27 protein-coding genes are annotated in these 24,147 nt (G+C 62.5%); 17 read left to right on the plus strand and 10 right to left on the minus strand.

Translation table 11 applies throughout. The features are described 5' to 3' along the window. The first annotated feature begins 83 nt into the window (after positions 1-83). Together J2X43_RS05610 and J2X43_RS05615 are read left to right on the plus strand one after the other, a co-directional pair. Positions 84-482, plus strand: coding sequence for a tautomerase family protein (locus tag J2X43_RS05610; protein WP_310291545.1), 399 nt, complete (start codon positions 84-86; stop codon positions 480-482). 125 nt (positions 483-607) lie between these two features. Then, positions 608-1,141 (plus strand): GNAT family N-acetyltransferase, encoded by a 534-nt coding sequence (locus J2X43_RS05615; RefSeq protein ID WP_310291548.1) that lies wholly within the window; start codon positions 608-610, stop codon positions 1,139-1,141. A 28-nt stretch (positions 1,142-1,169) separates the two neighbouring features. Here the strand turns inward: J2X43_RS05615 and J2X43_RS05620 are convergent, their stop codons facing one another. After that, entirely contained in the window at positions 1,170-2,057 is an 888-nt protein-coding gene (locus J2X43_RS05620) for a branched-chain amino acid aminotransferase (RefSeq protein ID WP_310291551.1), read from the minus strand. A 230-nt stretch (positions 2,058-2,287) separates the two neighbouring features. On the opposite strand from J2X43_RS05620, the gene J2X43_RS05625 reads away from it, so the two are divergent. Then, on the plus strand, positions 2,288-3,328 hold the full coding sequence (locus tag J2X43_RS05625) for a zinc-dependent alcohol dehydrogenase family protein (protein ID WP_112537271.1): 1,041 nt from the start codon (positions 2,288-2,290) through the stop codon (positions 3,326-3,328). 127 nt (positions 3,329-3,455) lie between these two features. Continuing rightward, on the plus strand, positions 3,456-4,523 hold the full coding sequence (locus J2X43_RS05630) for a patatin-like phospholipase family protein (protein ID WP_112537270.1): 1,068 nt from the start codon (positions 3,456-3,458) through the stop codon (positions 4,521-4,523). Here J2X43_RS05630 and J2X43_RS05635 read toward each other — a convergent pair. Beyond that, a complete protein-coding gene (locus J2X43_RS05635) occupies positions 4,520-5,404 on the minus strand; it encodes a LysR family transcriptional regulator (RefSeq protein WP_310291557.1) in 885 nt (294 codons plus the stop codon). The two genes, J2X43_RS05630 and J2X43_RS05635, sit on opposite strands and share 4 nt — an antisense overlap. Positions 5,405-5,481: 77 nt before the next feature. Here J2X43_RS05635 and J2X43_RS05640 point away from each other — a divergent pair, with 77 nt between their 5' ends. Then, on the plus strand, positions 5,482-5,979 hold the full coding sequence (locus J2X43_RS05640; protein ID WP_310291561.1) for an isochorismatase family protein: 498 nt from the start codon (positions 5,482-5,484) through the stop codon (positions 5,977-5,979). Continuing rightward, a complete protein-coding gene (tam, locus tag J2X43_RS05645; RefSeq protein ID WP_112537268.1) occupies positions 5,939-6,709 on the plus strand; it encodes a trans-aconitate 2-methyltransferase in 771 nt (256 codons plus the stop codon). Before J2X43_RS05640 ends, tam begins: the two co-directional genes overlap by 41 nt. Here tam and J2X43_RS05650 read toward each other — a convergent pair whose 3' ends face one another. The 3 genes from J2X43_RS05650 to J2X43_RS05660 all read right to left on the minus strand — a co-directional run bounded on the left by J2X43_RS05650 (position 6,710) and on the right by J2X43_RS05660 (position 7,856). Continuing rightward, positions 6,710-7,027, minus strand: a complete 318-nt coding sequence (locus tag J2X43_RS05650; RefSeq protein WP_310291565.1) for a type II toxin-antitoxin system RelE/ParE family toxin — start codon at positions 7,025-7,027, stop codon at positions 6,710-6,712. Next, positions 7,024-7,314 carry a type II toxin-antitoxin system ParD family antitoxin gene (locus J2X43_RS05655; protein ID WP_310291568.1) on the minus strand — a complete coding sequence of 97 codons (291 nt, stop codon included), beginning with the start codon at positions 7,312-7,314 and terminating at the stop codon, positions 7,024-7,026. Before J2X43_RS05655 ends, J2X43_RS05650 begins: the two co-directional genes overlap by 4 nt. Before the next feature lie 68 nt (positions 7,315-7,382). Beyond that, complete coding sequence (locus J2X43_RS05660; RefSeq protein ID WP_112537266.1) at positions 7,383-7,856, minus strand: VOC family protein; 474 nt, start codon at positions 7,854-7,856, stop codon at positions 7,383-7,385. Positions 7,857-8,017: 161 nt separating this feature from the next. Between J2X43_RS05660 and J2X43_RS05665 the strand changes: the two genes are divergently transcribed. The 3 genes from J2X43_RS05665 to J2X43_RS05675 all read left to right on the plus strand — a co-directional run bounded on the left by J2X43_RS05665 (position 8,018) and on the right by J2X43_RS05675 (position 10,947). Beyond that, positions 8,018-8,662: an HD domain-containing protein gene (locus J2X43_RS05665; protein ID WP_310291572.1), complete on the plus strand. Its 645-nt coding sequence runs from the start codon at positions 8,018-8,020 to the stop codon at positions 8,660-8,662. A gap of 98 nt (positions 8,663-8,760) precedes the next feature. Then, positions 8,761-10,257 (plus strand): glucose-6-phosphate dehydrogenase, encoded by a 1,497-nt coding sequence (gene zwf / locus J2X43_RS05670; RefSeq protein WP_310291575.1) that lies wholly within the window; start codon positions 8,761-8,763, stop codon positions 10,255-10,257. A gap of 126 nt (positions 10,258-10,383) precedes the next feature. Beyond that, the gene (locus J2X43_RS05675) at positions 10,384-10,947 is read left to right on the plus strand and encodes a putative glycolipid-binding domain-containing protein (RefSeq protein WP_310291578.1); all 564 of its coding nucleotides are present in this window, start codon (positions 10,384-10,386) and stop codon (positions 10,945-10,947) included. Positions 10,948-10,951: 4 nt separating this feature from the next. Here the strand turns inward: J2X43_RS05675 and J2X43_RS05680 are convergent, their stop codons facing one another. Then, positions 10,952-11,359, minus strand: coding sequence for a VOC family protein (locus tag J2X43_RS05680; protein ID WP_310293749.1), 408 nt, complete (start codon positions 11,357-11,359; stop codon positions 10,952-10,954). Positions 11,360-11,558: 199 nt separating this feature from the next. Between J2X43_RS05680 and J2X43_RS05685 the strand changes: the two genes are divergently transcribed. The 3 genes from J2X43_RS05685 (at position 11,559) to J2X43_RS05695 (ending at position 15,107) form a co-directional block, all read left to right on the plus strand. Then, the gene (locus J2X43_RS05685) at positions 11,559-12,776 is read left to right on the plus strand and encodes a hypothetical protein (RefSeq protein WP_310291581.1); all 1,218 of its coding nucleotides are present in this window, start codon (positions 11,559-11,561) and stop codon (positions 12,774-12,776) included. Positions 12,777-12,891: 115 nt separating this feature from the next. Beyond that, positions 12,892-13,755, plus strand: a complete 864-nt coding sequence (locus J2X43_RS05690; RefSeq protein ID WP_310291584.1) for a DUF4886 domain-containing protein — start codon at positions 12,892-12,894, stop codon at positions 13,753-13,755. Between the two features lie 188 nt (positions 13,756-13,943). Beyond that, a complete protein-coding gene (locus tag J2X43_RS05695; RefSeq protein WP_310291587.1) occupies positions 13,944-15,107 on the plus strand; it encodes an acyltransferase family protein in 1,164 nt (387 codons plus the stop codon). 3 nt (positions 15,108-15,110) lie between these two features. Here J2X43_RS05695 and J2X43_RS05700 read toward each other — a convergent pair whose 3' ends face one another. Beyond that, a complete protein-coding gene (locus J2X43_RS05700) occupies positions 15,111-16,004 on the minus strand; it encodes a LysR family transcriptional regulator (RefSeq protein WP_310291590.1) in 894 nt (297 codons plus the stop codon). 99 nt (positions 16,005-16,103) lie between these two features. Between J2X43_RS05700 and J2X43_RS05705 the strand changes: the two genes are divergently transcribed. After that, the gene (locus J2X43_RS05705; RefSeq protein WP_310291593.1) at positions 16,104-17,519 is read left to right on the plus strand and encodes an aldehyde dehydrogenase family protein; all 1,416 of its coding nucleotides are present in this window, start codon (positions 16,104-16,106) and stop codon (positions 17,517-17,519) included. A gap of 65 nt (positions 17,520-17,584) precedes the next feature. On the opposite strand, the gene J2X43_RS05710 is transcribed toward J2X43_RS05705, so the two are convergent. Beyond that, a complete protein-coding gene (locus J2X43_RS05710; RefSeq protein ID WP_310291597.1) occupies positions 17,585-17,881 on the minus strand; it encodes a hypothetical protein in 297 nt (98 codons plus the stop codon). 554 nt (positions 17,882-18,435) lie between these two features. Here J2X43_RS05710 and dapB point away from each other — a divergent pair. Further along, positions 18,436-19,215, plus strand: coding sequence for a 4-hydroxy-tetrahydrodipicolinate reductase (gene dapB / locus J2X43_RS05715; RefSeq protein ID WP_310291599.1), 780 nt, complete (start codon positions 18,436-18,438; stop codon positions 19,213-19,215). A gap of 67 nt (positions 19,216-19,282) precedes the next feature. On the opposite strand, the gene J2X43_RS05720 is transcribed toward dapB, so the two are convergent. Next, positions 19,283-19,678 carry a hypothetical protein gene (locus J2X43_RS05720; RefSeq protein ID WP_112389783.1) on the minus strand — a complete coding sequence of 132 codons (396 nt, stop codon included), beginning with the start codon at positions 19,676-19,678 and terminating at the stop codon, positions 19,283-19,285. A gap of 224 nt (positions 19,679-19,902) precedes the next feature. Here J2X43_RS05720 and J2X43_RS05725 point away from each other — a divergent pair, with 224 nt between their 5' ends. Together J2X43_RS05725 and J2X43_RS05730 are read left to right on the plus strand one after the other, a co-directional pair. Then, positions 19,903-21,459, plus strand: a complete 1,557-nt coding sequence (locus tag J2X43_RS05725) for a helicase HerA-like C-terminal domain-containing protein (protein WP_112445374.1) — start codon at positions 19,903-19,905, stop codon at positions 21,457-21,459. A gap of 123 nt (positions 21,460-21,582) precedes the next feature. Next, complete coding sequence (locus tag J2X43_RS05730) at positions 21,583-21,750, plus strand: hypothetical protein (protein WP_310291603.1); 168 nt, start codon at positions 21,583-21,585, stop codon at positions 21,748-21,750. A gap of 163 nt (positions 21,751-21,913) precedes the next feature. Here the strand turns inward: J2X43_RS05730 and J2X43_RS05735 are convergent, their stop codons facing one another. Next, the gene (locus J2X43_RS05735; RefSeq protein ID WP_310291606.1) at positions 21,914-22,213 is read right to left on the minus strand and encodes an alkylphosphonate utilization protein; all 300 of its coding nucleotides are present in this window, start codon (positions 22,211-22,213) and stop codon (positions 21,914-21,916) included. 395 nt (positions 22,214-22,608) lie between these two features. Between J2X43_RS05735 and J2X43_RS05740 the strand changes: the two genes are divergently transcribed. After that, positions 22,609-24,138: an ABC-F family ATP-binding cassette domain-containing protein gene (locus tag J2X43_RS05740; RefSeq protein WP_310291609.1), complete on the plus strand. Its 1,530-nt coding sequence runs from the start codon at positions 22,609-22,611 to the stop codon at positions 24,136-24,138. Positions 24,139-24,147: the final 9 nt, after the last annotated feature.

The raw sequence follows: 24,147 nt of genomic DNA on the forward strand, positions 1-24,147 counted from the left end.
TTGCTGGTTTTCTGACCGGTCGCGTTCGCCGATATTCGAGAGGCAGCTCGTTGAAGCGCGCCAGATATCGAGGAATAGCTCCAATGCCGATTTTCACCGTCACAATGAAATCAAGCCGGTCAGCCCATGAGAAAGATCGGCTTTCCGTGGCTATCCATGCAGCGTCCATCGCCGCCGGATATCCGGAAAACGATTTCTTTCAGCGCTTTCTTGCTCTCGACCCCGGTGATTTGAGAGCAGACCCACATTATCCGGATCTACCCAAACCACGCACCGATCAGTTGCTGCTGATCGAGGTTCTCCTGTCGACGGGAACTCATATCTCCAGAAAAAAGAAGCTCGTCGTGGACTTGGTTGAGAAGCTCGCGGAAGCAGGCGTCGATGCCAACGACATCATGGTGTTCTTCGTCGAGACCGACCGGACAAGCGGGTCGTTTGGCGGCGGGCTGTTTGCGCCACCCATTGCTTTCGATGCCCGCTAGACCGCGCCTCGCAGCAACCCAACCAAGACTATCGCCGATCGTGAATGTCGATTGGCCCTAGCCCTCGCAACTTCTGCCGCTATGATTGCGTTTACGTGAGAGTACGGAGCGACAGGGAGAAGCGCTTGCAGCAGATATTCGTCACCGACCGTCTTATTTTGCGTCCGCGGACGCTGGCGGACCTTGATGATTGTATGGCGATGGACCGCGACCCCGAGGTGACGCGCTATATCCCCGGCCCCTGGGCCGATCCGGACGGGCACAGGCGCTTCGTCATCAACCGCATGGAAAGCGATTTCGGCGAAGGCCTCGGCTACTGGTCGATCTTTGCCAAGACCGCGCCGAAGCAGTTTCTCGGCTGGGTGATGCTGATCCCCTACGACACGATCGGACCCGACATCGAGATCGGCTGGCGCCTCAACCGCCACGCCTGGGGCCAGGGCTACGCGACGGAGGCCGCCCGCCCGGTGCTCGACCATGGCTTCGAGACACTGAACCTGCCACGCATCGTCGCCAACATCTTTGCGGGCAATGATGCATCGATCAAGGTGGCCGAAAAGCTCGGGATGACGTTTCTCAGCGACGAGGTGTCGGACGGCTTGCCCTGCAAGGATTATGGAATCACGCAGGATGAGCGTGCGCGGATGCTGACGGTGTGACACGGCGCCGTTGAGGGTGGAGCAGCCGTTACTCCCCGCTCGCCGTGCGCCCATAGGCCCAGTTCATATACAGCTCCAGCGCCTTGCGCGTGACCGGGCCTTCCTGGAAATCGCGGCCATCGAGCCTGACGACGCCGACGACCTTGGAGTAGTTGCCCGAGGTGAATATCTCGTCGGCATTCATGAAGTCTTCGACCGAGAGCGTTGTCTCGCGGACGTCGAAACCCGCCTGGCGGAGCAGGCCGATGACGCGGGCGCGGGTGATGCCGGCGAGGAAGGTGCGGTTGGCGACCGGGGTGAAGACCACGCCATCCTTGACCATGAAGACGTTCGAGGAAGCCGTCTCGACAACATTGCCGTTTGTGTCGCGCATCAGCGCGTTGTCGAAGCCGCGCGCGCGGGCTTCGGCGATGGCACGGCCGGAATTCGGGTAGAGCGAGCCAGCCTTGGCCTCGGTCATCGCCGTCTCCGGCGTCGGGCGGCGGAAGGGCGAGACGGTGATCGACGAGCCGCCATGGCCGCCCATCGGCGCTTCGAAGAGGCAGAGCACGAAACGGGTCGATTCCGGATCGGCGGTGACGACGCTGAAGGGCGCACCATGCTCGGCCCAGTACATCGGCTTGATATAGATTGGCGTCTTGCCGTCGAACTTCTTGATGCCTTCCCAGGCGAGCGCCTCGATTTCCTCGGGCGTCTTGGTCGGCTTCAGGCCCATGTTGGCGGCCGAGCGGTTGATGCGCTGGCAGTGCTGGTCGAGATCAGGCGCGATGCCATCAAACCAGCGGGCGCCGTCGAAGACGGTGGAGCCGAGCCACATGGCATGCGAGGTCGGGCCGATCAGCGGCGGATTGCCGGTCAGCCACTCGCCATCGACATAGGTCCAGGTGGTGGAACGGGGCGCTGTGTTGACGGCCATTTTTCTTCTCCTCAAACAAGTTGCAGAAGCAAAATCCTTCCAAACTGGCGGGGTCAAGGAGAAACTATCGCTCAAAAAGCGGACGCAAGAAAATGGCGCACGCGCTTTCCCCGCCGCAACAATCCGTCTCCGCCCTTCACGCCGATGCGATGGATCGATCAGCAAAAATGATATAAAGCGAGGCGCGCGCCGTGCCATCATAGGGCCGGATTCGAACGCGGGAGAGCACCATGAAAGCCATGTATTACGACGCCTTCGGCAAGCTGCCGGAGATCCGCACCGTGGCCGATCCCTCGCCCTCGGAAGACGGCGTCGTCATCGCCGTCGGCGCCACCGGGCTTTGCCGCAGCGACTGGCATGGGTGGATGGGGCACGACCCCGATATCCGCCTGCCGCATGTGCCGGGCCATGAGCTGGCCGGCAAGATCGTCGCCACCGGCAAGGGCGTGATGCGTTTCAAGGTCGGCGACCGGGTGACCGTGCCCTTCGTCTCGGGCTGCGGCCATTGCGGCGAGTGCCATTCCGGCAACCAGCAGGTCTGCCCCAACCAGTTTCAGCCGGGTTTCACCCATTGGGGCTCGTTCGCCGAATATGTGGCGATCGACTATGCCGAGACCAACCTCGTGCATCTGCCTGAAACGATCGACGATGCGACGGCGGCCAGCCTCGGCTGCCGCTTCGCCACCTCCTTCCGCGCCGTCGCCGATCAGGCGCGCACCGGACCCGGCGAATGGATCGCCATCCATGGCTGCGGCGGCGTCGGCCTTTCGGCCATCATGATTGCCGCCGCCCTCGGCGCCAATCCGATCGCTATCGATATCTCCGACGAGAAGCTCGCCTTTGCGCGCGAATGCGGCGCGGTGGCGACGGTCAATGCGGCCACGGTGGGCGACGTGCCCGAGGCGGTGCGCGAGATCACCAAGGGCGGCGCGCATGTCTCGATCGATGCGCTCGGCCATCCCGTCACCTGCTTCAACTCGATCAAGAACCTGCGGCGCCGCGGACGGCATGTGCAGATCGGCCTGATGCTCGGCGACCATTCGACGCCGCAAATCCCGATGGCGCAGGTAATCGGTCACGAGCTGGAGATCTACGGCAGCCACGGCATGCAGGCCTGGCGCTATGACGCGATGCTGGCGATGCTTTCGGCCGGCAAGATCGCGCCGCAGAAGCTGATCGGCAAGCGGATCAGCCTGGCCGATGCCGTGCCCGCCCTTACCGCGATGGAACGATCTGAGGGGCTCGGCATCAGCGTGATCACGCAATTCTAGGCGTGCCGCAACGGCACAGTCGAAGCGCAATCGTTAACTATTTATTGGTGTATTTAGTCGAGTTGCAATTTATAATACATGAAGCATAATCCCTTCCGCCCGGAATGATTTCGGAGCGGAGGGGAACATGACGGTTCGTTTTATTCTATCGATCGATGGCGGCGGTATCCGCGGCCTCATTCCTGCACTTGTGATCGCCGAGCTTGCCAAGCGCCTGAAGGACCTTGCCATGCACGAGGCCTTCGACCTGATCGGCGGCACCTCGACCGGCGCCATCATCGCCGCCGGGCTGACCTGCCCGAACCCCAAGAACAAGAAGATCGCCGCCTGCACGCCTGCCGATCTCGTCAAGCTCTATGCCGACGAAGGCAAGGACATCTTCTATTCCAAGATCATCGCCCGCATTCTCAATATCGGCGGATGGCAGGAGGAGCGCTACGATGCGACGGCGCTGGAGGAGAAGCTGCAGGCCCGTCTCGGCGCCAACACGCTGATTGCCGACGGACTGACGAAAGTGCTGATCACCGGCTACGACATTCACCAGCGCGAAGCCGTGTTCATGACCAATTGCGATATGGAGAACGCCAAGTTCCGCTTCTGGGAAGCGGCGCGCGGCTCCTCTGCCGCACCCACCTATTTCGAGCCGGCGCTGGTCGAGAACCTCGGCAAGCCAGCTGGCGACGCGCAAAGAAAGATCCCGCTGATCGATGGCGGCGTGTTTGCCAACGACCCGGTGCTGGCGGCCTATGTCGAAGCGCGAAAACTCTGGCAGGCGGCGGATGACAGCTTCGTCGTGCTGTCGCTCGGCACCGGGCGGCAGAACCGCAAGATCCCCTATCAGCAGGCCAAGAACTGGGGTGCCTTCGGCTGGATCAACCCGCAGAACGGCACGCCGCTCATCTCCGTGCTGATGCAGGGACAGGCAAGCACGGCGGCCTATCAGGCGAACAAGCTGCTGAACCCCAAGGGCGCCAGGCTGAATGCCGAAGGCTCGACCGACATGAGCTTTGCCAAGCCCGAGACCCTTGCCTATTTCCGCATCGACGGCGCGCTTCAGGGCGCCAACGACGATCTGGACGATGCCAGCACGACGAATATCGAACAGCTGAAGGTGGTGGCCGAGCGGTTCATTACCGGCAACAGTGCGGTGCTGGATGCGGTCGTTAAGCGGATCAAGGCGGAGAAGAAGCGCTAGAGATCGTCAAGGCCCGCAAACAGGATGGCTAGACGCTCCCAGATGGCGCTGACCCTTGGCACGCCCATGAGGCCCGATGGCGCCAGCATCCAGAGCTCGCGGCCCGGCATGACAGCGCCGAAATCAATCTCGACGAGCGACGGATATTCCCTCGCCTGAAAGCGTTGCAGCATGACGACGCCCATGCCGTTTGCGGCGGCAACTGCCTGGGTGATGGTGCTGCCGGAGCGCACCGAATAGGAATGATCCGCATAGTGCGTTTCGAGCCAGCGGGCCTCGGCGATCAACTGCTCGCTGTCGAGATCGAATCCGATCAAGGGCACGGCCTCGCCTGCCCGCCAGCGGGCAGCCATCGCCGCACTGGCGTAGAAACCGTGCGTGATGGTGGCAACGCGCTTGCCGGTCAGGTCGCTGTCCTTCGGCCGACCGAGACGCAACGCGACATCGGCCTCGCGATGTGCAAGGCTGTGGACGCGAACATCCGTCAGGATTTCGAGCTCGATGCCGGAAAGTCCATCGAGGATCTGGCCGAGATGTGGCGCGAGAAGCAGATCGGCAACCGAACGGATGGTGGTCAGCCGTACGCGTCCGCCCGGCCCCTCCGGCGAGACGACCCGGTCACGGATCGCAGAGGCCGCCGACGCCATCGCCGCCGTCTCCGCCGCTATCGACTGCCCCTGCGCCGTCAGCACATATCCATCGGGGCGGCGTTCGAAGAGCTGTGCGCCGAGGCCCAATTCGAGCGCCGATATCCGGCGCGCAACGGTAGCATGGTTGACCTTCAGTGCGCGGGCCGCCGCAGACAGGCTGCGATGCCTGGCGAGCGCTGCGAAGAAGCGGAGATCTTCCCAATCGATATCTGTGCGTTTTTGCTCAGTCATTGCGAATAATTAGCGAATATTCGATCAGATGGAAAGGCATTACATCATTCTCCATCTGTAAAACAGGAGATGAACGCATGGCTCCCTTCACCCTTCTTCAGCGCTCCGGCGTCACCGCGAAAGTCGCCGACTGGACGAAAGCGGTTCTCGTCATCATCGACGCGCAAAATGATTATGCAGACGGCAGCCTGCCGCTTTCAGGCGTTGCCGATGCCACCAGAGAAATCCAGAGCCTGCTTGGCAAGGCCCGCGCTGACGGTGTTCCGGTTGTTCATGTAGTCCACCTGTCAGGAGCCGACAGCTGGCTGTTTGCGGCCGGTTCGCATGGCGCCGGTATCATGCCTGCGCTGACGCCTGCCGGCGGTGAGCCGATCATTTCGAAGACGCTGCCCAACGCCTTTGCCGGAACCGAACTCCAGGCGACCCTAGCCGCGATTGCTGCGGATACCGGCCGAACGGAACTGCTGATAGAGATGGCCCGCGGCGCACTGATCGGCGCTCCGCGCACAGCACATATCAGCAGGAGGTTCCGCCATGGCATGGTCTGCCAGCCAATACGTCAAATTCGAGGATGAACGGACGCGCCCGGCGCGCGATCTCCTGGCGCAGGTGCCGCTGGCATCCGTCAGACACGCCATCGACCTCGGCTGCGGACCGGGAAATTCGACTGAGCTGATCGTCGATCGCTATGGTGCGGACAACGTCGCCGGCCTCGACAGCGACGACAACATGCTGGAAGCAGCCCGCAAGCGCCTGCCGCAGACGCGCTTTGAAAAGGCCGATCTGTCCACCTGGCATCCTTCGGGCGAGACCGATCTGCTATTTGCCAATGCCGTCTTCCAATGGCTGCCCGACCATCTCGACATCTTCGACCGGCTGATGGACGGACTGGCGCCCGGCGGTGTGCTGGCCGTACAAATGCCCGACAATCTCTCCGAGCCGACGCATCTGGCAATGGAAGAAACCGCCCATGCCGGGCCGTGGAAGGCTAATTTCGAGAAGAAGAGCGTGCGCCGCAAGCCGCTGCCGCCGGCTTCGACCTATTACAGCCGGCTTTCCGCCAAGGCTGCTCGCGTCGATATCTGGCACACGATCTACAACCACCCGATGGCGGATGCGGCTGCGATCGTCGAATGGCTGAAGGGCACCGGACTGATGCCCTATCTCGCCCAGGCCGGCGAAGAGAATCGCGAGGCGTTTCTGGCCGATTACCTGGAACGCATCGAAAAGGCCCATCCGAAAATGGCCGACGGCCGCGTGCTGCTGCGCTTCCCGCGGATTTTCATGGTGGCGGTGAAGGGCTGATCAGCCCGCTGACGGTTCACCATCATCATCCAGTACGGCATTTCTGCCGTGATTGAAGATGCGCAGGATTGTAACGCTGTCCGCCCGGACAAGGAAGGCGATCGTCGCCTTCCTTTTGAAACCGACTGTGCGCAGACCTGGCCTCATATGGTCGAGACGGCGGCCACGCTCAGGAAACGTCTCGAATTCCTGGCAGTAGTCGATGATCTGATTGACGTAAGCGCTGGCGATCCGGTGACCGGCCAAATCCGCCAGATAAAGATAGATCTGCTGCAAGTCCGCTTCGGCCCGTGGATCGAAGGCGACCGTGTATTTCATTTGGCGGCGGGCTTGGCGGAGTGTCGAGCGTCCATGAAGGATTGAAGGCGCTTGCGCGTCTCTGCGATGGGGATCGCGCGGCCGGGATCGGCGTCATGCGCATCGATCGCCGGCAGCACCTCTTCCTGCAACCATCTGTCGATCGCGGCATTTTGAGCGTTCAGGGCCCGCAGACCGGCACGAATGACCTCGCTTTCGCTGGCATACTCGCCGGATGACACCTTGTCCTTGACCATCTGGGCCATTTCAACCGGCAATGTGATGCTCAATGCTTGCGTGGTTCGCATCCCGGCCTCCTTGATACGATTAAATCATATCAAGGTTCGGTGGGTTGTTCAAACAGGCTGCTATTGCTTCACCCCCGCCTTGCTGCCTCGATCTTCGCAATGTCGATCTTCCGCATCGTCATCATCGCGTCGAAGGCGCGCTTGGCTTCGGCGGGAGAGGCTTTCAGGGCCTCGCTCAGCACGCGTGGGGTGATCTGCCAGGAGAGGCCCCATTTGTCCTTGCACCAGCCGCATTCGCTTTCCTTGCCGCCATTGCCGACGATGGCGTTCCAGTAGCGGTCGGTTTCTTCCTGGGTTTCGGTCGCGATCTGGAAGGAAAAGGCTTCGCTCTGCGGGAAGGCCGGACCGCCGTTGAGGCCGATGCAGGCGACGCCAGCGACGGTGAACTCGACCACCAGCACATCGCCCTGCTTGCCATCGGGATAATCGCCAGGCGCGCGGACGACAGCCGTGACTGCGCTGTCGGGAAAGGTCGCAGCGTAGAAGCCTGCGGCCTCCTCGGCATCCCCATTATACCAGAGGCAGATGGTGTTCTTGGCCATGTTGCGTTTCCTCCCCGCTTGTTGCCGTCGGGAATGACATAAGGAGCGCTGCGGATTTCTCCAGTCCTGACATCGCGATATGGCGCTTGCCAGGGTTCGATGCTACGCCACCGGCTGCCTGAGCCACTGGCTCTGCCGTCTCGCAGCACGAGGAGTTTGACATGCGCCAACAGATCACCGCCGATTACCTCGAAGGCTTTCTCGGCAATCGCCGGCTGATGGAGCAGCTGGCCTTCATTCTCGAGGTCGAGAAGCTGAAAACCGTGCTGCGCAGGACGCCGCTTCTGGATCGCTCGCGGGTCGAGAACGATGCCGAGCACACCTGGCAGCTGGCGCTGATGGCCATGGTTCTTTCGGAGCATTCGCGCGAGAAGGTCGAGCTTCTGCGCGTCCTGAAGATGCTGCTGATCCACGATATCGTCGAAATCGATGCGGGCGATACCTTTGCTTATGACACCGTGCTTGCCGCCAGCCAGGCGGAGCGGGAGCTGAAGGCAGCCGAGCGGATTTTTGCGCTGCTGCCGGATGATCAGGCGAAGGAATTCCGGGCGCTCTGGGACGAGTTCGAGGCGAAGGTCACCGCGGAATCGCGCTTTGCCAATGCCATGGACCGGCTGCAGCCGCTGCTGCACAATTTCTTCACCGAGGGCGGCACCTGGGGTTCGGCCGGGGTGACGGCAGCAAGCGTCGAACGGCGCATGCTGCCGATCGGCGTGGCATCCGATACGCTGGGCGAACTCAGCGCCCGGCTGATCACGCTGGCTGTCGAGCAGGGCATCCTGGCGCCGGCGCCACAGGACACCTGACATGCCGGGCGGTCGGCGCACTCTGCGTCACGCCGTCCCGCTTGCTCCCGGCGCCCCCTCGCTTATATTCGCTGCCATACGCAAGGAGCGAGACCGCCATGACCGATGCCGTGCCCACCCCGCCCGCCACGCTTGTGATCTTCGGCGCCACGGGCGACCTGACGCGGCGACTGCTCATTCCCGCGATCATCAACCTGACGCGCAGCCGCCTTGTCGGCGACGATCTTCATATTCTCGGGATCGGCATCGATCCCGGCGATGACGAGATGCTGCGCGACAAGCTGGACGAGTTTCTCTCCGGCCTCGGCGGCGACCAGCCACTGTCGAAGGACGAGGCCTGGCTGAAGCTGCGCAGCCGCATCTCCTACCTCTCCGGGGATTTCACCAAGGACGAAATCTATGGCGAGATCGGCAAGCGGCTCGACGGCAATGCCGCCTTCTACCTCGCTGTTCCGCCGCGATTCTTCGGCGAAATCGTCGAGCGTCTTGCCGCCAACAAGCTGACCACGGAAGGCGACAACAGCTTCCGGCGCATCGCCATCGAAAAGCCCTTCGGCACCGACCTTGCCTCGGCCAAGGCGCTGAATGCGCAGATCCTTGCCAAGGTCTCGGAAAACCAGGTTTACCGGCTCGACCATTTCCTCGGCAAGGAAACGGTGCAGAACCTGATGACGGCGCGCTTTGCCAACATGATGATCGAGGCGCTGTGGAACAACCGCTATATCGACAATGTGCAGATCACCGCCGCCGAGATCGTCGATGTCGGCAGCCGCGGCGCCTTCTATGACGCGACGGGCGCGCTGCGCGACATGGTGCCGAACCATCTCTTCCAGTTGCTCGCGATGATCGCCATGGAGCCGCCGAATAGCTTTGACGCCGAGGCGATCCGCAACGAGAAAAGCAAGGTCTTGAAGGCGCTGCGGGTCTATACGCCCGAGGAAGCCAAGACCCATGGCGTGCGTGGCGTCTATACGGCGGGCAAGCTCAACGGCGCCGATGTCACCGCCTATCACGACACGCCGCAGGTGGCGCCCGATAGCAAGACCGAGACTTTCGTGGCGCTGAAGCTCTATGCCGATACCTGGCGCTGGGCGGGTGTTCCCTTCTATCTCCGCACCGGCAAGGCGATGACGGCGCGCGATACCGAGATCGTCGTCACCTTCCAGCCGGTGCCCTTCGCGCAGTTCCGCGAGACCGACGTGACGCGCCGCCTGCCGCCGAACCGGCTGGTGATCCAGGTGCAGCCGGACGAGGGCATGAGCATGGAAATCTCCATCAAGTCCCCCGGTCTTTCGGTCGATACCGTGCCCGTCTCGCTCGATTTCCGCTACGCCGACAAGTTCGATATCGGCAAGATGACCGGCTATGAATCGCTGATCTACGACCTGATGATCGGCGACCAGACGCTGTTCCAGCGCGCCGACGGCATCGAGGCCGGATGGGCGGCCGTCCAGCCCTTCCTCGACCTCTGGGCCAAGGAGGGCGAGCCGGAAGCCTATGCGCCGGGAACGATGGGCCCCGCCTGCGCCGACGAGCTCATCGAGCGCGATAACCGCCACTGGCACCAGATCGGCGCCGTGGCGAAGCCGTCATAACCGGATGGTTCAACGGCGGCCGTAAAAATGCTAGGTTGTGCCCGGCCACAGGGCCGGGAGTTCGGCTGACGCCCCCTCTGCACGATCTCCGCAAGGCGCATCCACGCGCATAAGGGAGGCTCTCGCATGGAAAAATCCGTCCTGTTCTGGCGCCGTACCGATATCGAAGGTTTCGAGCGGCTCACCCTGTCGGTCGGCGCCGAAAGCGTCACGGCATCCTCCACGGTCCTCTGTCTCGAAGACGGCGGCTTCCGGCTCGACCATCACTGGCGGCTGGACGCCACCTGGAGCGCGCAATCGGTCGCCGTCGAGCGCTGGAACGGCCGCGACCACCGGAGGCTGACGCTTGAGCGCGTGCCCGGCGGCTGGACGGTGGACGGTCTGCGCCGCCCCGATCTCGACGGCGCCGACGAACCCGACCTCTCCGTCACCCCCTTCTGCAACACCTTCCCGATCCGCCGCACCCCGGAAACCTCAGGCGCCAGCCTGACCCTCGACACCGCCTTTATCGACGGCCCGGCGATGATGGTGCACCGCTCCAGGCAGCGCTACGACAGGCAGGGGCCCGGACGGGTGCGCTATGTCGATCTTGGTAACTCGATCGGGTTCGAGGCGGATATCAGGGTGGATGAGCGGGGGCTGGTGGTGGTGTATGAGCATTTGTTTGAGAGGGTGGCGCCCCCGGAGTGAGGCGTCAACGCTCCGGTTTCAGCCCTTTGCGGATAAACGAACTAGAGTCATCCGGCAAAGGCGAGCGGTATGCCCGGCTGGATACGGAAATCGAATTGCCGCAGGGGTCTTTGGCATTGGCAAATTCATAGCCGTCGGCGACGTGAACGGGACCGAACGTCAACCCTTTCGCTACGCATTCGCCGCAAAACGCGCTAACATCCTGCACATCGAACACCAGCTTTACGATGGACTGCCCGCGCCGCTGCCCCTTGGCCGCGGGATGAAGCAAGATCGACCCACCGTCCGAGTTCGGAATGAGCTCGACGATCCTGTCACCTTCAAGCCTGTGAACGGTGAACTGAAAGTGCGTTTCGTAAAAGCTAGCGGTTGCCTCGATATCGGCCGCATAGATTATCACGCGATTGAACATTGCCCTTAAACCCTTTCGGCGAAGCGATGTTCGCCATTCGATCCTGCCCACTTGCGTGCCGCCAACGGCCCAGCCTATCAGCGGAAGTGTTGCCATTTCGTTCCGGCGCCGTTTGTATAGGTGGCGACGCACCGATTCTGGGGGATGGATTTGTGAGCAGGATGACAGTTGATGCGAAACCACCGGCGTGGCCTGAGCCGTGAACGCATATCTTGCCATCCTCACGATATCCGCCGCCCGCTGGTCCTATATCGCGGCTTTCATCGCCCGGTTGCCGATCGCCATGGTTCCGCTCAGCCTGCTGATCCTCGTCGAGGCGGCAACCGGCTCCTACGCGCATGGCGGCGCCGTCTCCGGAGCTTTCGCGCTCGGCAGCGCCTCGTCCGTGCCGTTCTGGGGCCGCGCGCTCGATAGAGGTCCGCACCGGCCGATCATCGGCGGGACATCCGTGATATCGGCGGCGTTTCTTGCCCTGGCGTTGACCGGCACGCAGATGGAATGGGGGCTTCCTATTATCGCCGGATTGGCGCTCGGCGTTGGCCTGTTTTTCCCGCCGATAACGCCAGCAATGCGCGTTGCCTGGCGGCAGCTGGTGCCGGAAAGCTCGGGGCTGCTGGCACCTGCCTATGCCCTCGATGCAGTGGCCGTGGAGACGCTTTTCGTGCTCGGGCCCTTGGTCGTCGCGGGCCTATATGGCGGTGGCCCGGCCCTTCCCGTCATTGCCACCTGCATCCTGCTTGCGGCAGGCGGGGTTGGCTATTCCTTCTCTCCAGCGGGCCAAGCCAGCGGCGAGAAGCCCGATACGCCGACGGCAGGCGCGGCACGGGCCGTTGTTCTGCAGCCCGGCGTGCTGCTCATCGCACTCGTTGCAGCAGCCATGTCTGTCGGCTTTGGGCAGATGGATGTTGCCCTGACCTCCGCAGCCCAAGCGATCTCGACGCATGGCCTGATGCTCGGCCTGATGTTTGCGGCAGTTGCCATCGGCAGCATCGGCGGCGGATTGTTCTTCGGCGCGCGGAAATGGCGCCTTGCCGGTCATCGGCTGCTTGCCACGTCTCTTTCCGGCTTCGGTCTTGGGCTGGCTGCCACAGGCCTCAGCCTGTGGCTGGCCTCCCCGCCGTTTCTGCTTCTTCCCATTCTCGCGCTCGCCGGGATCTTCATCTCGCCCGGTTTGCTCGTCATGCAGCAGATGATCGATCAGGCACTGCCGCCCGGCCGGACATCGGAAGGTCAGGCACTGCTCAATGCTGTGCTGACAGCAGGCGGAGCGGCAGGTATGGCGCTCGGCGGTCTCTGGGCCGATATGGTGCCGGCGATGGCAGTGTTCTTCGCGGCGGCAGGAACGATCCTGGGCGGGGCCGTTATTGCCAGCTGGGCTGGTGGAAGGCTCTTACGCCATGGATCCAACCTGCGCTGACTCATTTCCGCCGCCCCAAAACCCCCAGCCCTAAAAATCGCGTGGTTTATTCAACCCATCCTTTACATATCGATGGCTACCTCATACGGCACCGCGACCGCCATGAGGACACATGTTGTTTAAATTCGCTCGGGCAGGCACCCTGTTTGTAATTTTACTCGGCTCACTTGTCTTCCTGCCGCCATTCAGCGGCTATGTGCGCGATGCCGCAGATGTGTTCGATAAACGGCCGCAGGAGACGGCGCTGTTCATCGGCAACAGCCGGACCTTTTATCACCACATGCCTGACATGGTGCGCTCGATCGCCGACTCCGCGGGCTATCCCAACAAGCTTGAGATCGTCATGGATGCCGAGCCGGGCGTCAGTCTGAAAACCCATATGGACGACCCGAATACGCAGGCTCTGCTGGCGCAGCGCTGGGACCATGTCGTGTTGCAGGTGCTGAGCAGCGATCAATACAGCGCCGAGCGCGCCGGCGACACCTGGGATGTCGCCGCCGATCTGATCCGGGAAGCGCAGGGCAAGGGGTCCAGGCCTGCGATGTTCGTGACCTGGCGCTATACCGATCAGTGCAAGGACAACGAAGGCATGCCGAAATCGGCAACCGGGATTTCACCTGCCGGCTATGCCAACATGCACCGCAATATTCAGGAACAGCATGCCCGCCTTGCGGCATCGACCGGGGTCGATCTGGTGAATGTCGGGCTTGTCTGGGAAGATCTGCAGAGCCGCCCTCAGCCTTTCACCCTTTACGACGACTGCAACCATCCATCGATCTATGGCAGCTATCTCTCGGCCTTGATGTTCTACGGCTATTTTTCAAAACGCGACGTGGCCGATGTCACCTACGAACCGCATGGAATTTCAGCTGACGATGCCAAGGCACTGCGTCTGACAGTTTCCCAATATTTCAAGGAGGCGGCGCGAAATGCCACGCCATCCGCCGATGGTGTCAGCGGGAAGTCTGGGTCGACCTAAAGCGGTGACGGCTGCCCTACACAACGGTCGCGAAGTTCGGATGCCCGGCGAAGCCGAATTTCCGGAGCACATATCTCAGGTTGCCGCAAAAAATTGCGATTTGCGGGCGCTCGGTGCAACCTGAGAAGAAAAATTAAGATCTAATAAACATTCCTATGATTGCATTGCCTGGGTTGGGGCAAACAATCATGACGGACATCAAATCGGGCGGGCGGCGCCACGATCTCGACGCGTTGCGCGTCCTGTGTTTCGGCACGCTGATCATCTATCATACAAGTCTCGCCTATGGGACGAGAACATGGCTGCTCAATTCTATCGACGGCAGCCGGCTGGTCGATCTGATTGCTGCCGCTTCTCATCCGTGGCGGATGAGCCTGCTTTTCTTCATCTCGGGGCTCGTCACGCGGTCGCTTCTGCGCAGCCGATCCGTCAGTGACATCCGCGGGACGCGAACGCGGCAATTGCTGCTGCCCTTCACGTTCGGCGTTCTCCTTGTTGTCCCGCCCCAGATATATCTTTCGGAGTTCAATCCCTTTCCGGGCCTCTCCTATTGGGAGTTCTGGAAAGCCTTCATGGTCTCCGGGCTAACGCTCGAGCACCTCTGGTTCCTGGCCTATCTCTGGATCTATGTCTTCGCCTGGTCGTTTCTCTGGCCATATCTGCAGAGGGTCTGGCCGAACCTCCCGTCTGCATTCGCAAATTCGCTCCGGGGCGTAAACCTCTTCCTGATCCCGATCATCCTGCTTTCCGCCTCGAGACTCTGGCTGTACCCGGTCTTCGGCGAGACGCGGGCGATACACACCGACATCTATGCACATCTCGTCTATTTCTCGATGTTCATGGCCGGCTCGCTGCTGATGGAGGAGTCGACGTTCTGGCGTGAAGTCGACCGGCAGAGATGGCTTGGCGGCGCTCTTGCCATCATCTCTTTTCTGGTCGTTGCGGCAGCCGTCGTTGCCGTTCCACGGGAAGATTGGCCGGATGCCGTCGTGGTCCTGGTGCGGATTGCCAGATCGATCTTCCAGTGGTGCGCCATCATCGCATTGCTGGGCTTTGCCGGCAGGATCGCCAACCGCCCCAACCGCGTGATCGCATTCCTGAACAGATCGATGATGACCTACTATGTGGCCCACCAGACCGTCATCATCATCGTTGCCCATCAGATCTCGAAAATGGGCCCGTTGGATATTCGATCCTTTGTCCCGGTGGTCCTCTTGAGCACGCTCGGCTGCGGACTGATCGGCGAGGCGCAGAAGCTGATAAAGGCCTTCCTTTCGCCTCTTATCGCAAGGGTGATAGCCTTGATAAAACCGCCTCTGAAAACAGCGCCATCGGGGGCCGCGGCGGATTGACCCTCAATCCCATCTGACTTCCCGGACGAGTTCGACAAACGCCCTCAGCTTGGCCGGAATATGCCGCCGTCCAGGATAATAGAGGCACAGCCCCGGATAGGGCGCCGTCCAGTCTTCCAGCACGCGGATCAGGCGGCCGGCCGCCAGGTCTTCGCCGACCTGCCATTCGTTGAGGTACGCAAGGCCCGCGCCTTCGCGCGCAGCGCGCAGGATGAGGTCGCTTTCGTCGAGCATCAGCGTGCCGGGCACATCCATGGTGAAGGCCTCGCCGCGCCGCTCGAACTCCCAGCGATAGATGGTACCGCTCGCCATGCGGGCGCGGATGCAGCGGTGGGTTTCGAGGTCGGCGGGGGTCTTGGGGATGCCCTTCTCTTTGAAATAGCCGGGTGAGCCGGCGATGAGAGGGCGGATGAAGCGGTTGATCGGCACGGAGATCATATCCGGCGGTACGGCTTCCAGGATGCGGATGCCGGCGTCGAAGCCCTTCGCGTTGATATCGACAAGCGCGCCTTCGGTGACGATTTCGAGCTGCATGGCCGGGTAGCGCCTGAGATATTCGGCGGCGAGCGGCGCGACGATCATCCGGGCGGCGCCGATGGAGGTGTTGATCCTCAGCGTGCCCGAAGGCTCGGAGCGGTGCTCGTCGGCCTGGTCAATAGCGCGGCGGATGGCCGATAGCGCCGGGGTCACCTCGGCCACGAACTGCTCGCCAGCCGAGGAGAGCGTGACGCTGCGGGTGGTGCGGTTGAAGAGGCGGACGCCCAGCCTTGCCTCCAGCGTGGCGATCTGCTGGCTGAGGGCCGAGGAGGAAATCGAGAGGTCGCGGGCAGCAGCGCGGAAGCCGCCTTTGGCAGCGACGGCGATGACCGCTTCCAGTTCCGCCAGCGTGCCGCGCATCATTGTCCTGATCTCCTTATCAGCTCGTCCGTTATTGAGCAGCTTATCAGATCAATCGGCCGGTGCCAGATAGGGCGTATCGCATAAAGGAGAAAAGCGATGCGCAACATTACTCAGGTCTATATCGACGGCGCCTTCGTGACGCCTCAAGGCGAGGAAACCGCCGAACTCTTCAATCCTTCGACCGAGGAGAAGATCGGCACAGTCAGGCTCGGCAACCGCGAGGATGCGCGCGCCGCGATCGCCGCCGCCAAGCGCGCCTTCCCGGCTTTCTCGCGCACCAGCAAGGAAGAGCGGATCGAGATGCTGCAGCGGCTGGCCGCTGCGGTTTCCGCCCGCGCCGAAGAGATGACCGCGGCGATGGCTGAAGAATACGGCGCGCCGCAATATTTCACCGGGTTTTCGGTGCCCTACGCTGCCTCGGCATTCCTGAAGATGGCGGAAGTGCTTGAGAATTACGAGTTCACCCGCACGATCGGCCGCGCCGCGGTGACCATGCAGCCGCTTGGCGTCGTAGCGGCAATCACGCCTTGGAACAGCAACTACGGCTTCATCTGCGCCAAGCTGGCCACCGCGCTGGCTGCGGGTTCCACCGTCGTCATCAAGCCGAGCGAGATGAGCGCGATCCAGACGCAGCTGATCACCGAATGCCTGCATGAGGCAGGGCTGCCCAAAGGCGTGTTCAACATCGTCAACGGCCGCGGCGATGTCGTCGGCGCCGAGTTCAGCAGCCATCCCGATATCGCCAAGGTGAGCTTCACCGGCTCGACCGCCGTCGGCAAACAGATCCTGCGCTCCGGCGCCGAGACGATGAAGCGGGTGACGCTGGAACTCGGCGGCAAGGGACCGAACATCATCCTCGACGATGCCGATCTCGATACCGCCATTCCGGCCGTGCTGATGATGGGGCTCATGAACAGCGGCCAGGCCTGTGTCGCAGGCACCCGCATTCTTGTACCGGAAAGCCTGATGGCCGAGACCCTGCCGCGGCTGAAATCGGGCATCGAAGCGATCAAGACTGGCAACCCCGATGATCCCGAGGTCAAGGTCGGACCGATGGTGAGCCAGAAGCAATATGACCGGGTGCAATCCTATATCCGGCTTGGCGAGGAGGAAGGTGCCGAGATCCTCACCGGCGGCATCGGCCGTCCTGAAGGTCTGGAGCGCGGCTGGTTCGTGCGCCCGACGATCTTTGCCAATGTGCATAACGGCATGCGGATCGCCCGCGAGGAAATCTTCGGGCCGGTGCTCTCGGCCATCCCCTACAAGGACGAGGCGGATGCCATCCGCATTGCCAACGACACGAGCTATGGGCTGCAGGCCTATATCCATTCCGGCGACATCGACCGCGCCAGGCGGGTCGCCGAGCAGATGGAATCCGGCCGCGTGGTGATCAACGGCGCGCCGCACGAGCCGCTTGCGCCCTTCGGCGGTTTCAAGCAATCGGGCATGGGCCGTGAGTTCGGAACCTTCGGGCTTGAGGCGTTTCTCGAGCCGCGAGCCATTCTGGCTTAGGCGCAGACGCCGACATCCCGCCCGCAAGGCTGCGGGCGGCGTGGCGCAACAGGCAATCGGCAGCCTTAGTTTGTGCGGTCCGGGCAGGCCGCGTTGACGGTGCCGTCGCCGCGCGTCTGATGCGTGCTGTCGCGCTCGCACGGCGCTCTCCAGCTCGATGGACGCAGGATGGTGATGCCGCCGGTTTCGATCGGGTCGAGCGGTATTTCCAGACCGCTCTGCTGCGCGTCATAGGCCGGCGACGTGCCGGGAGGCGGGCTGCCATCAAAACGGCCGTTGGTATCGACACCCATGCTCGACTGGGCAAAGGCCGGGGCTGCAATGAGAAGCACTATGGATGTGATTGAAATGAGCCTGCGCATGATCGTTATCCTTCCGGTGTGATCATCGCGGCTGAAACAGCCGACGGGATGGTTTTGTTCCCTGCGTCAGCGGCGTCTGGCGATCAATATTTGGCGATTGGAAATGTGAGGTTAAGCGAGCCTGCGGCTGTGTCATTCCGGGGCTTGGTGCGGGTGAATGGCTGCGTTGTGAAGAAAGTGATTCAAGGCGTTTGAGCAGGATGCGACGAATGGCGGGGATGCGATTGAAAATGCGCTGCTTTCTCTGAGCGTTGACGGTGGAAGCTGCGGCCCGCGGCCCCCTCATCCGGCCCTACCGGGCCACCTTCTCCCCGTTGGGGCGAAGGGGAGTGGAGAAGTTCGCGCCAGCACCCCTTCTCCCCTCGGGGAGAAGGTGGCCCGACAGGGCCGGATGAGGGGGCCACGAATACAGGCTGTCACCACCCAAAAGCCCACCGCTGCACGCCACGCTTCGCTCCCCCGAAACGGCGCCGTCCGGCAAGGCTTGCGCCGCGCACGGAAAGCAGTATCGGTAGCCACGCCCCCAGCCGCAAATCCCACGACATGGAGACGCCTTGACCTCACCTCTCAAAATTGCCGTCGGCGGCGCGCAGGGCCGGATGGGCCGGGCGATCGTTTCGGCGCTCTCCGGTGATCCGGCATTCCTGCATGCCGGCAGTTTTGGCCGTCAGGGCAGCAGCGGCGGCGGCCTGATCGACCGGTCGGCGGCGATCGAAGCGGCCGATGTGATCGTGGATTTCTCGACGGCAGCTGCTGCCGTCGAACTGGCGGAACTCTGTGCCACAAGAAACGGGCCGGCCCTGGTGATCGGGGCGACGGGGTTCGAGCCGGAGGAGCTTGCCCGGATCCGCAAGGCGGCAGACCGCATTGCGATCGTCCGCTCGGGTAATTTCTCGATCGGCCTCAGCATGCTTCTCGGCCTCGTCGCCCAGGCGGCGGCTGCCCTGCCTGCCGAAACCTGGGACATCGAAATTCTGGAAGCCCATCACCGGCGGAAGATCGACGCGCCGTCCGGCACGGCGCTGATGCTGGGGGACGCCGCCGCAGACGGCCGTGGCGTGCCGCTGGCATCGGTCGAGCGCCGCGGCCGGGACGGCATCACCGGCGAGCGTCCGGTTGGCGAGATCGGCTTTTCGGTCGTCAGGGGTGGCGGGATCGTCGGGGAACACAGCGTTCTCTTTGCCGCCGCCGAGGAAGTGGTGACGATCTCGCATTCCGCACTTGATCGCGGCATGTTTGCGCGCGGCGCATTGGCTGCCGCCCGCTTCGCCGCCGGCCGGGCGCCGGGCGAATATGACATGCAGGACGTGCTCGGATTGTCGCGGCGATCCTGAGGCCGCGGCACAAACAAAAAGCCCCGCGCCAAGGCGCGAGGCTTCGATCTCCAGAATGACCTTCGTCTCAGACGAACTGGCTCAAGCCCGGAACGGAAGCGACGACCTGATCGACGACTTCCTCGCCGGCATATTGCTTCGCGATGCCGATCGTTTCCTTGGCGAGCGCGGTGATTTCGCCCATGCCGAGGCCTTCGCTCATCAGCTGCTGTCCAAGGCCCATGATGCCGCCACCGCCGCCGAGCGCGCTCATCAGCCCGCCGAGCAGACCGCCGCCGCTGGCGCCTTCGCCGTTGAACTGGGCCACGAGATCGGAGCCGCCGGGGATCGCTTCGATCATCTTGGCAACCGGGCCGTCATCGGCCTCGCGCTGCAGGAAACCGAGCATCATACCGAGCGCCTTTTCGGCGAGGTCGGGCGAGATGCCCACGCGGTCAGCGATCTGGGTCACAACTTCATTCATCGTCAGGCCTCCTTTTATTTGACGTTAACGTCAACGTTAATCGACTTTCTCCGGCAACTCAAGCGGCCTTTCGCAAGGCGGCACTTTGTCCAGAATTGCTTTTAATGCAAACAGTTGCCGGTATCACGCTCCCTGCTTATAACAGGTACACTATAGGAGAATGAATGCGGCTGATCTTCGCATTCCAGCTCTAGCGGCGGCCTTGGCCCAAGGGAGAATTCGCAATGCTCGAAGACGGCAAGATTTTCATCGGCGCCAGCCGCAATCCTGACGATAGCATCAACAAGCCGGAATATCTCGACCTGAAATTCGGCAACCGCCACGGCCTCGTCACCGGCGCCACCGGCACCGGCAAGACCGTGACGCTGCAGGTGCTGGCCGAAGGCTTCTCGAAGGCCGGCGTGCCTGTGTTCTGCGGCGACATCAAGGGCGACCTTTCGGGCATCGCCGCCAGGGGCGAAGCGAAGGATTTCCTCACCAAGCGCGCCGAGCAGATCGGCTTTACCGATTACGAATACGATCTCTTCCCTGTTATCTTCTGGGATCTCTTCGGCGAAAAGGGCCACCGCGTCCGCACCACGATCGCCGAGATGGGACCGCTGCTGCTGGCACGCCTGATGGATGCTTCCGAGCCGCAGGAAGGCGTCATCAACATCGCCTTCAAGATCGCCGACAAGGCCGGGCTGCCGCTGCTCGACCTCAAGGATTTTTCGGCGCTGCTGAACTACATGGCCGAGAATGCCAGCGAGCTGTCCAACCAGTTCGGGCTGATTTCCAAGACCTCCGTCGGCTCGATCCAGCGCGCCATGCTGGTCCTGGAGCAGCAGGGTGCGGAACATTTCTTCGGCGAACCGGCGCTGAAGATCTCCGATATCATGCGCACCGACAATCGCGGCTACGGCCAGATTTCGGTGCTCGCCGCCGACAAGCTGATGATGAACCCCAGGCTTTACGCCACCTTCCTCCTCTGGCTGCTGTCCGAGCTCTTCGAGGAGCTTCCTGAGGTCGGCGACCCCGACAAGCCGAAGCTGGTGTTCTTCTTCGACGAGGCGCATCTGCTCTTCAACGACGCACCGAAGGTGCTGACCGAGCGTGTCGAGCAGGTGGTCCGCCTGATCCGCTCCAAGGGCGTCGGCGTCTATTTCGTGACGCAGAACCCGCTCGACGTGCCGGAAACCGTGCTCGCCCAGCTCGGCAACCGCGTGCAGCATGCGCTGCGCGCCTATTCGCCGCGCGAGCAGAAGGCGGTGAAGACGGCGGCCGACACCTTCCGCCCCAACCCGGCCTTCGATTGCGCCACCGTGATCACCACGCTCGGCACCGGCGAGGCGCTGGTCTCGACGCTGGAGGCCAAGGGCGCGCCGTCGATCGTCGAACGCACGCTGATCCGCCCGCCATCCGGCCGCGTCGGCCCGCTAACCGATGCCGAGCGCCAGCAAGTGATGGATCACAGCCCGGTTCTCGGTGTCTATGACGAAGACCTCGACCGCGAATCCGCCTTCGAAATCCTCGCCGCCCGCGCCAAGAAAGCGGCCGAGTCGGAGGCCGCCAAGCAGGCGCAGGAGGCACAGCCGACCGAAGCCGGCACCACCTCCGGCTGGAGCCTGCCGGGCTTCGGCGGCGGCGATGACGACAACAAGCAGAGCGGCCAGGGTCGCGGGCGTTCGGGATACCAGCGCGAGACCGTGGTGGAAGCGGCGATGAAGAGCGTGGCGCGGACGGTTGCGACGCAGGTCGGCCGTGCGCTGGTGCGGGGGATCTTGGGGAGTTTGAAGCGGTAGCTTAGGCGTTGACGGTTGGAGGTTACGCTAGGGGAAGATTGGCTAGTGCATCACTCGCCACATCGCGATACGGCGCTCAAGCTCGCATCTATAGTGAGGGAGCCACATCTTAAGGAGGCTATTATGGATGACGCAGTCAAACACAGTGTGATTGTTGCCGCTAGCGCTGGAACCTGGACGGTAACAACATACGATGGCGGATCAAAACCAACCTCTAAGACTTTCAAATCGAAAGTCGAGGCAGAAAATCATGCTGTGTTCGAGCGCAAGAGACTGGGCATTGGAGGTTAGAGCAGCCTCGACTACCGCCCAAGTTCGACGGCCAAGACGCAAAATGATGAGTAAGCGTCCATGCCGCGATAAGATGCAGCCGGCCGAACCGACGCTAGATGCCAACTATGTGCGAAAGGAGCGGCGCTGCAGAGTTATGAAGCCCTAGGCAAGCCACACACCCTCACCGCTTCCGCACAAATTCCGTCCGCAGCACCAGCCCCTTGATCGCATCGTGCTTGCAATCGATCTCTTCTGGATTGTCCGTCAACCGGATCGAGCGGATCACCGTCCCCTGCTTCAGCGTCTGGCCGGCGCCCTTGACCTTCAGGTCCTTGATGAGCGTCACGCTGTCACCATCCTGCAGCAGGTTGCCGGCTGCGTCGCGGACCTCGGCAGCTTTTGCCGCAGCGGCGGCGAGTTCGGATGCCGGGCGCCATTCGCCTGAAGCTTCGTCATAGATATAGTCGTCATCGGCAGCCATCGGCGCGTCTCCTCAAAGGAATTTCAATATGAGACCGGCGCTTATAGTAGCCGGCCGGCCGCGGCAAGACCGGGGCCGCAGCGTGCGGTTGCGCCGCAGCCCGCTCGATGCTATCCAATAGACGTTCGCTCAAAGAGAAAGGAGGGTCACGTGCAGAATTTCTATTTCCGGTATTACCGGCAGCGTGGCCCCGTCAACGCCCTGCAAATGCGTTTGCAGGGCTGACCAGAGACCGTTTCTCGCGACACCTCTTCCTGGTCTGCCCTTCGTGGCCCGCAGCACCTGTCCCATGGGATCTGTGCTGCCGATATTCCTATCCGCCGCTACAGTGCCTTCATCGATGATGGCCGATGCCCTCGATGACTGCGCCATGCGGCAAAGACCAGAGACCGACCATGACACTGATCAATATCCGCAATCTCGGCATCGCCCTGTCGCAGCCGCTGTTTTCAAAACTGAACCTCGTCGTCAATGCCGGCGACCGCATCGGTCTGGTAGCCGCCAACGGACGCGGGAAATCGACGCTGTTCCGCTGCATCGCCGGCGCCCTGGAGGCGACCGAAGGCGAGATCACCAAGGCGCGCGGGCTGACCATCGGCTATGTCGAGCAGAACGTGCCGCCCGCTCTCTTCGGCCACAGCTTCTACGACGCCGTGCTCGATGCTCTCCCGGCCGAACAGGCGGAGACCGAAAGCTGGCGTGTCGATGTGGTGCTTGAATCTCTCGAAGTACCGGAGGAATTCCGGCAGCGGCCGCTCAATGCGCTCAGCGGCGGCTGGCAGCGGCTGGCGATGCTGGCGCGCGTCTGGGTGACGGAACCCGATGTGCTGATGCTGGACGAGCCGACCAACCATCTCGACCTCGGCAAGATCGCGCTGATGGAAAACTGGCTGAACGCCCTGCCCCGCGACGTGCCCGTCATTCTGGCCAGCCACGACCGCGCCTTTCTGGATGCTGTCGCCAACCGGACGCTGTTTCTGCGGCCGGAGAATTCGCAGCTCTTCTCGCTTCCCTATTCGCAGGCGCGCGCCGCACTTGACGAGGCGGATGCCGCCGATGCGAAGCGCTACGAGCGCGACATGAAGACGGCCGAGCAGCTGCGCAAGCAGGCGGCCAAGCTCAACAATATCGGCATCAACTCCGGCAGCGACCTGCTGGTCGTCAAGACCAAGCAATTGAAGCAGCGGGCCGACAAGCTGGAGGATGCGGCAAAGCCTGCGCATCTGGAGCGCTCGGCCGGCGCCATCAAGCTCGGCAATCGCGGCACCCATGCCAAGGTGCTTGTTAGCCTGGATGATGCCGAGGTGCGCACGCCTGACGGAACCGTGCTGTTCAAGACCGGCAAGCAGTTCATCTGCCAGGGCGACAGGATCGTGCTGCTTGGCGAAAACGGCGCCGGAAAATCGCGGTTCATCGCCATGCTGCGCAAGGCGATCGGCAATCCGGATGGCACTCTTGACGGCATCAAGGCAACGCCTTCGCTGGTCCTCGGCTATGCTGATCAGGCCCTCGCCGATCTCCGGGATGCCGATACGCCGATGGAGACGATCATCCGCCGCTTCGATATCGGCGATCAGCGGGCACGTTCGCTGCTCGCCGGGGCCGGGATGACGATCGACATGCAGGCAAAGCCGGTCGGCCGCCTTTCCGGCGGCCAGAAGGCGCGGCTCGGCATGCTGGTGCTGAGGCTGACCGAGCCGAACTTCTACCTCCTGGACGAGCCGACAAACCATCTGGATATCGACGGCCAGGAGGCGCTGGAAACAGAGCTGATGGCGCATCAGGCAAGCTGCCTGCTGGTCTCCCACGACCGCAGCTTCGTGCGCGCCACCGGCAACCGCTTCTGGCAGATCGAGCGGAAGCGGCTGGTCGAGGTGGAGAGCCCCGAAGGGTTCTTTGCCGCTGCCGCGGAAGGCAGGGGCTAAGAGACAGCG

Source organism: Rhizobium sp. BE258, from assembly GCF_031457345.1.
Lineage (GTDB): Bacteria > Pseudomonadota > Alphaproteobacteria > Rhizobiales > Rhizobiaceae > Rhizobium.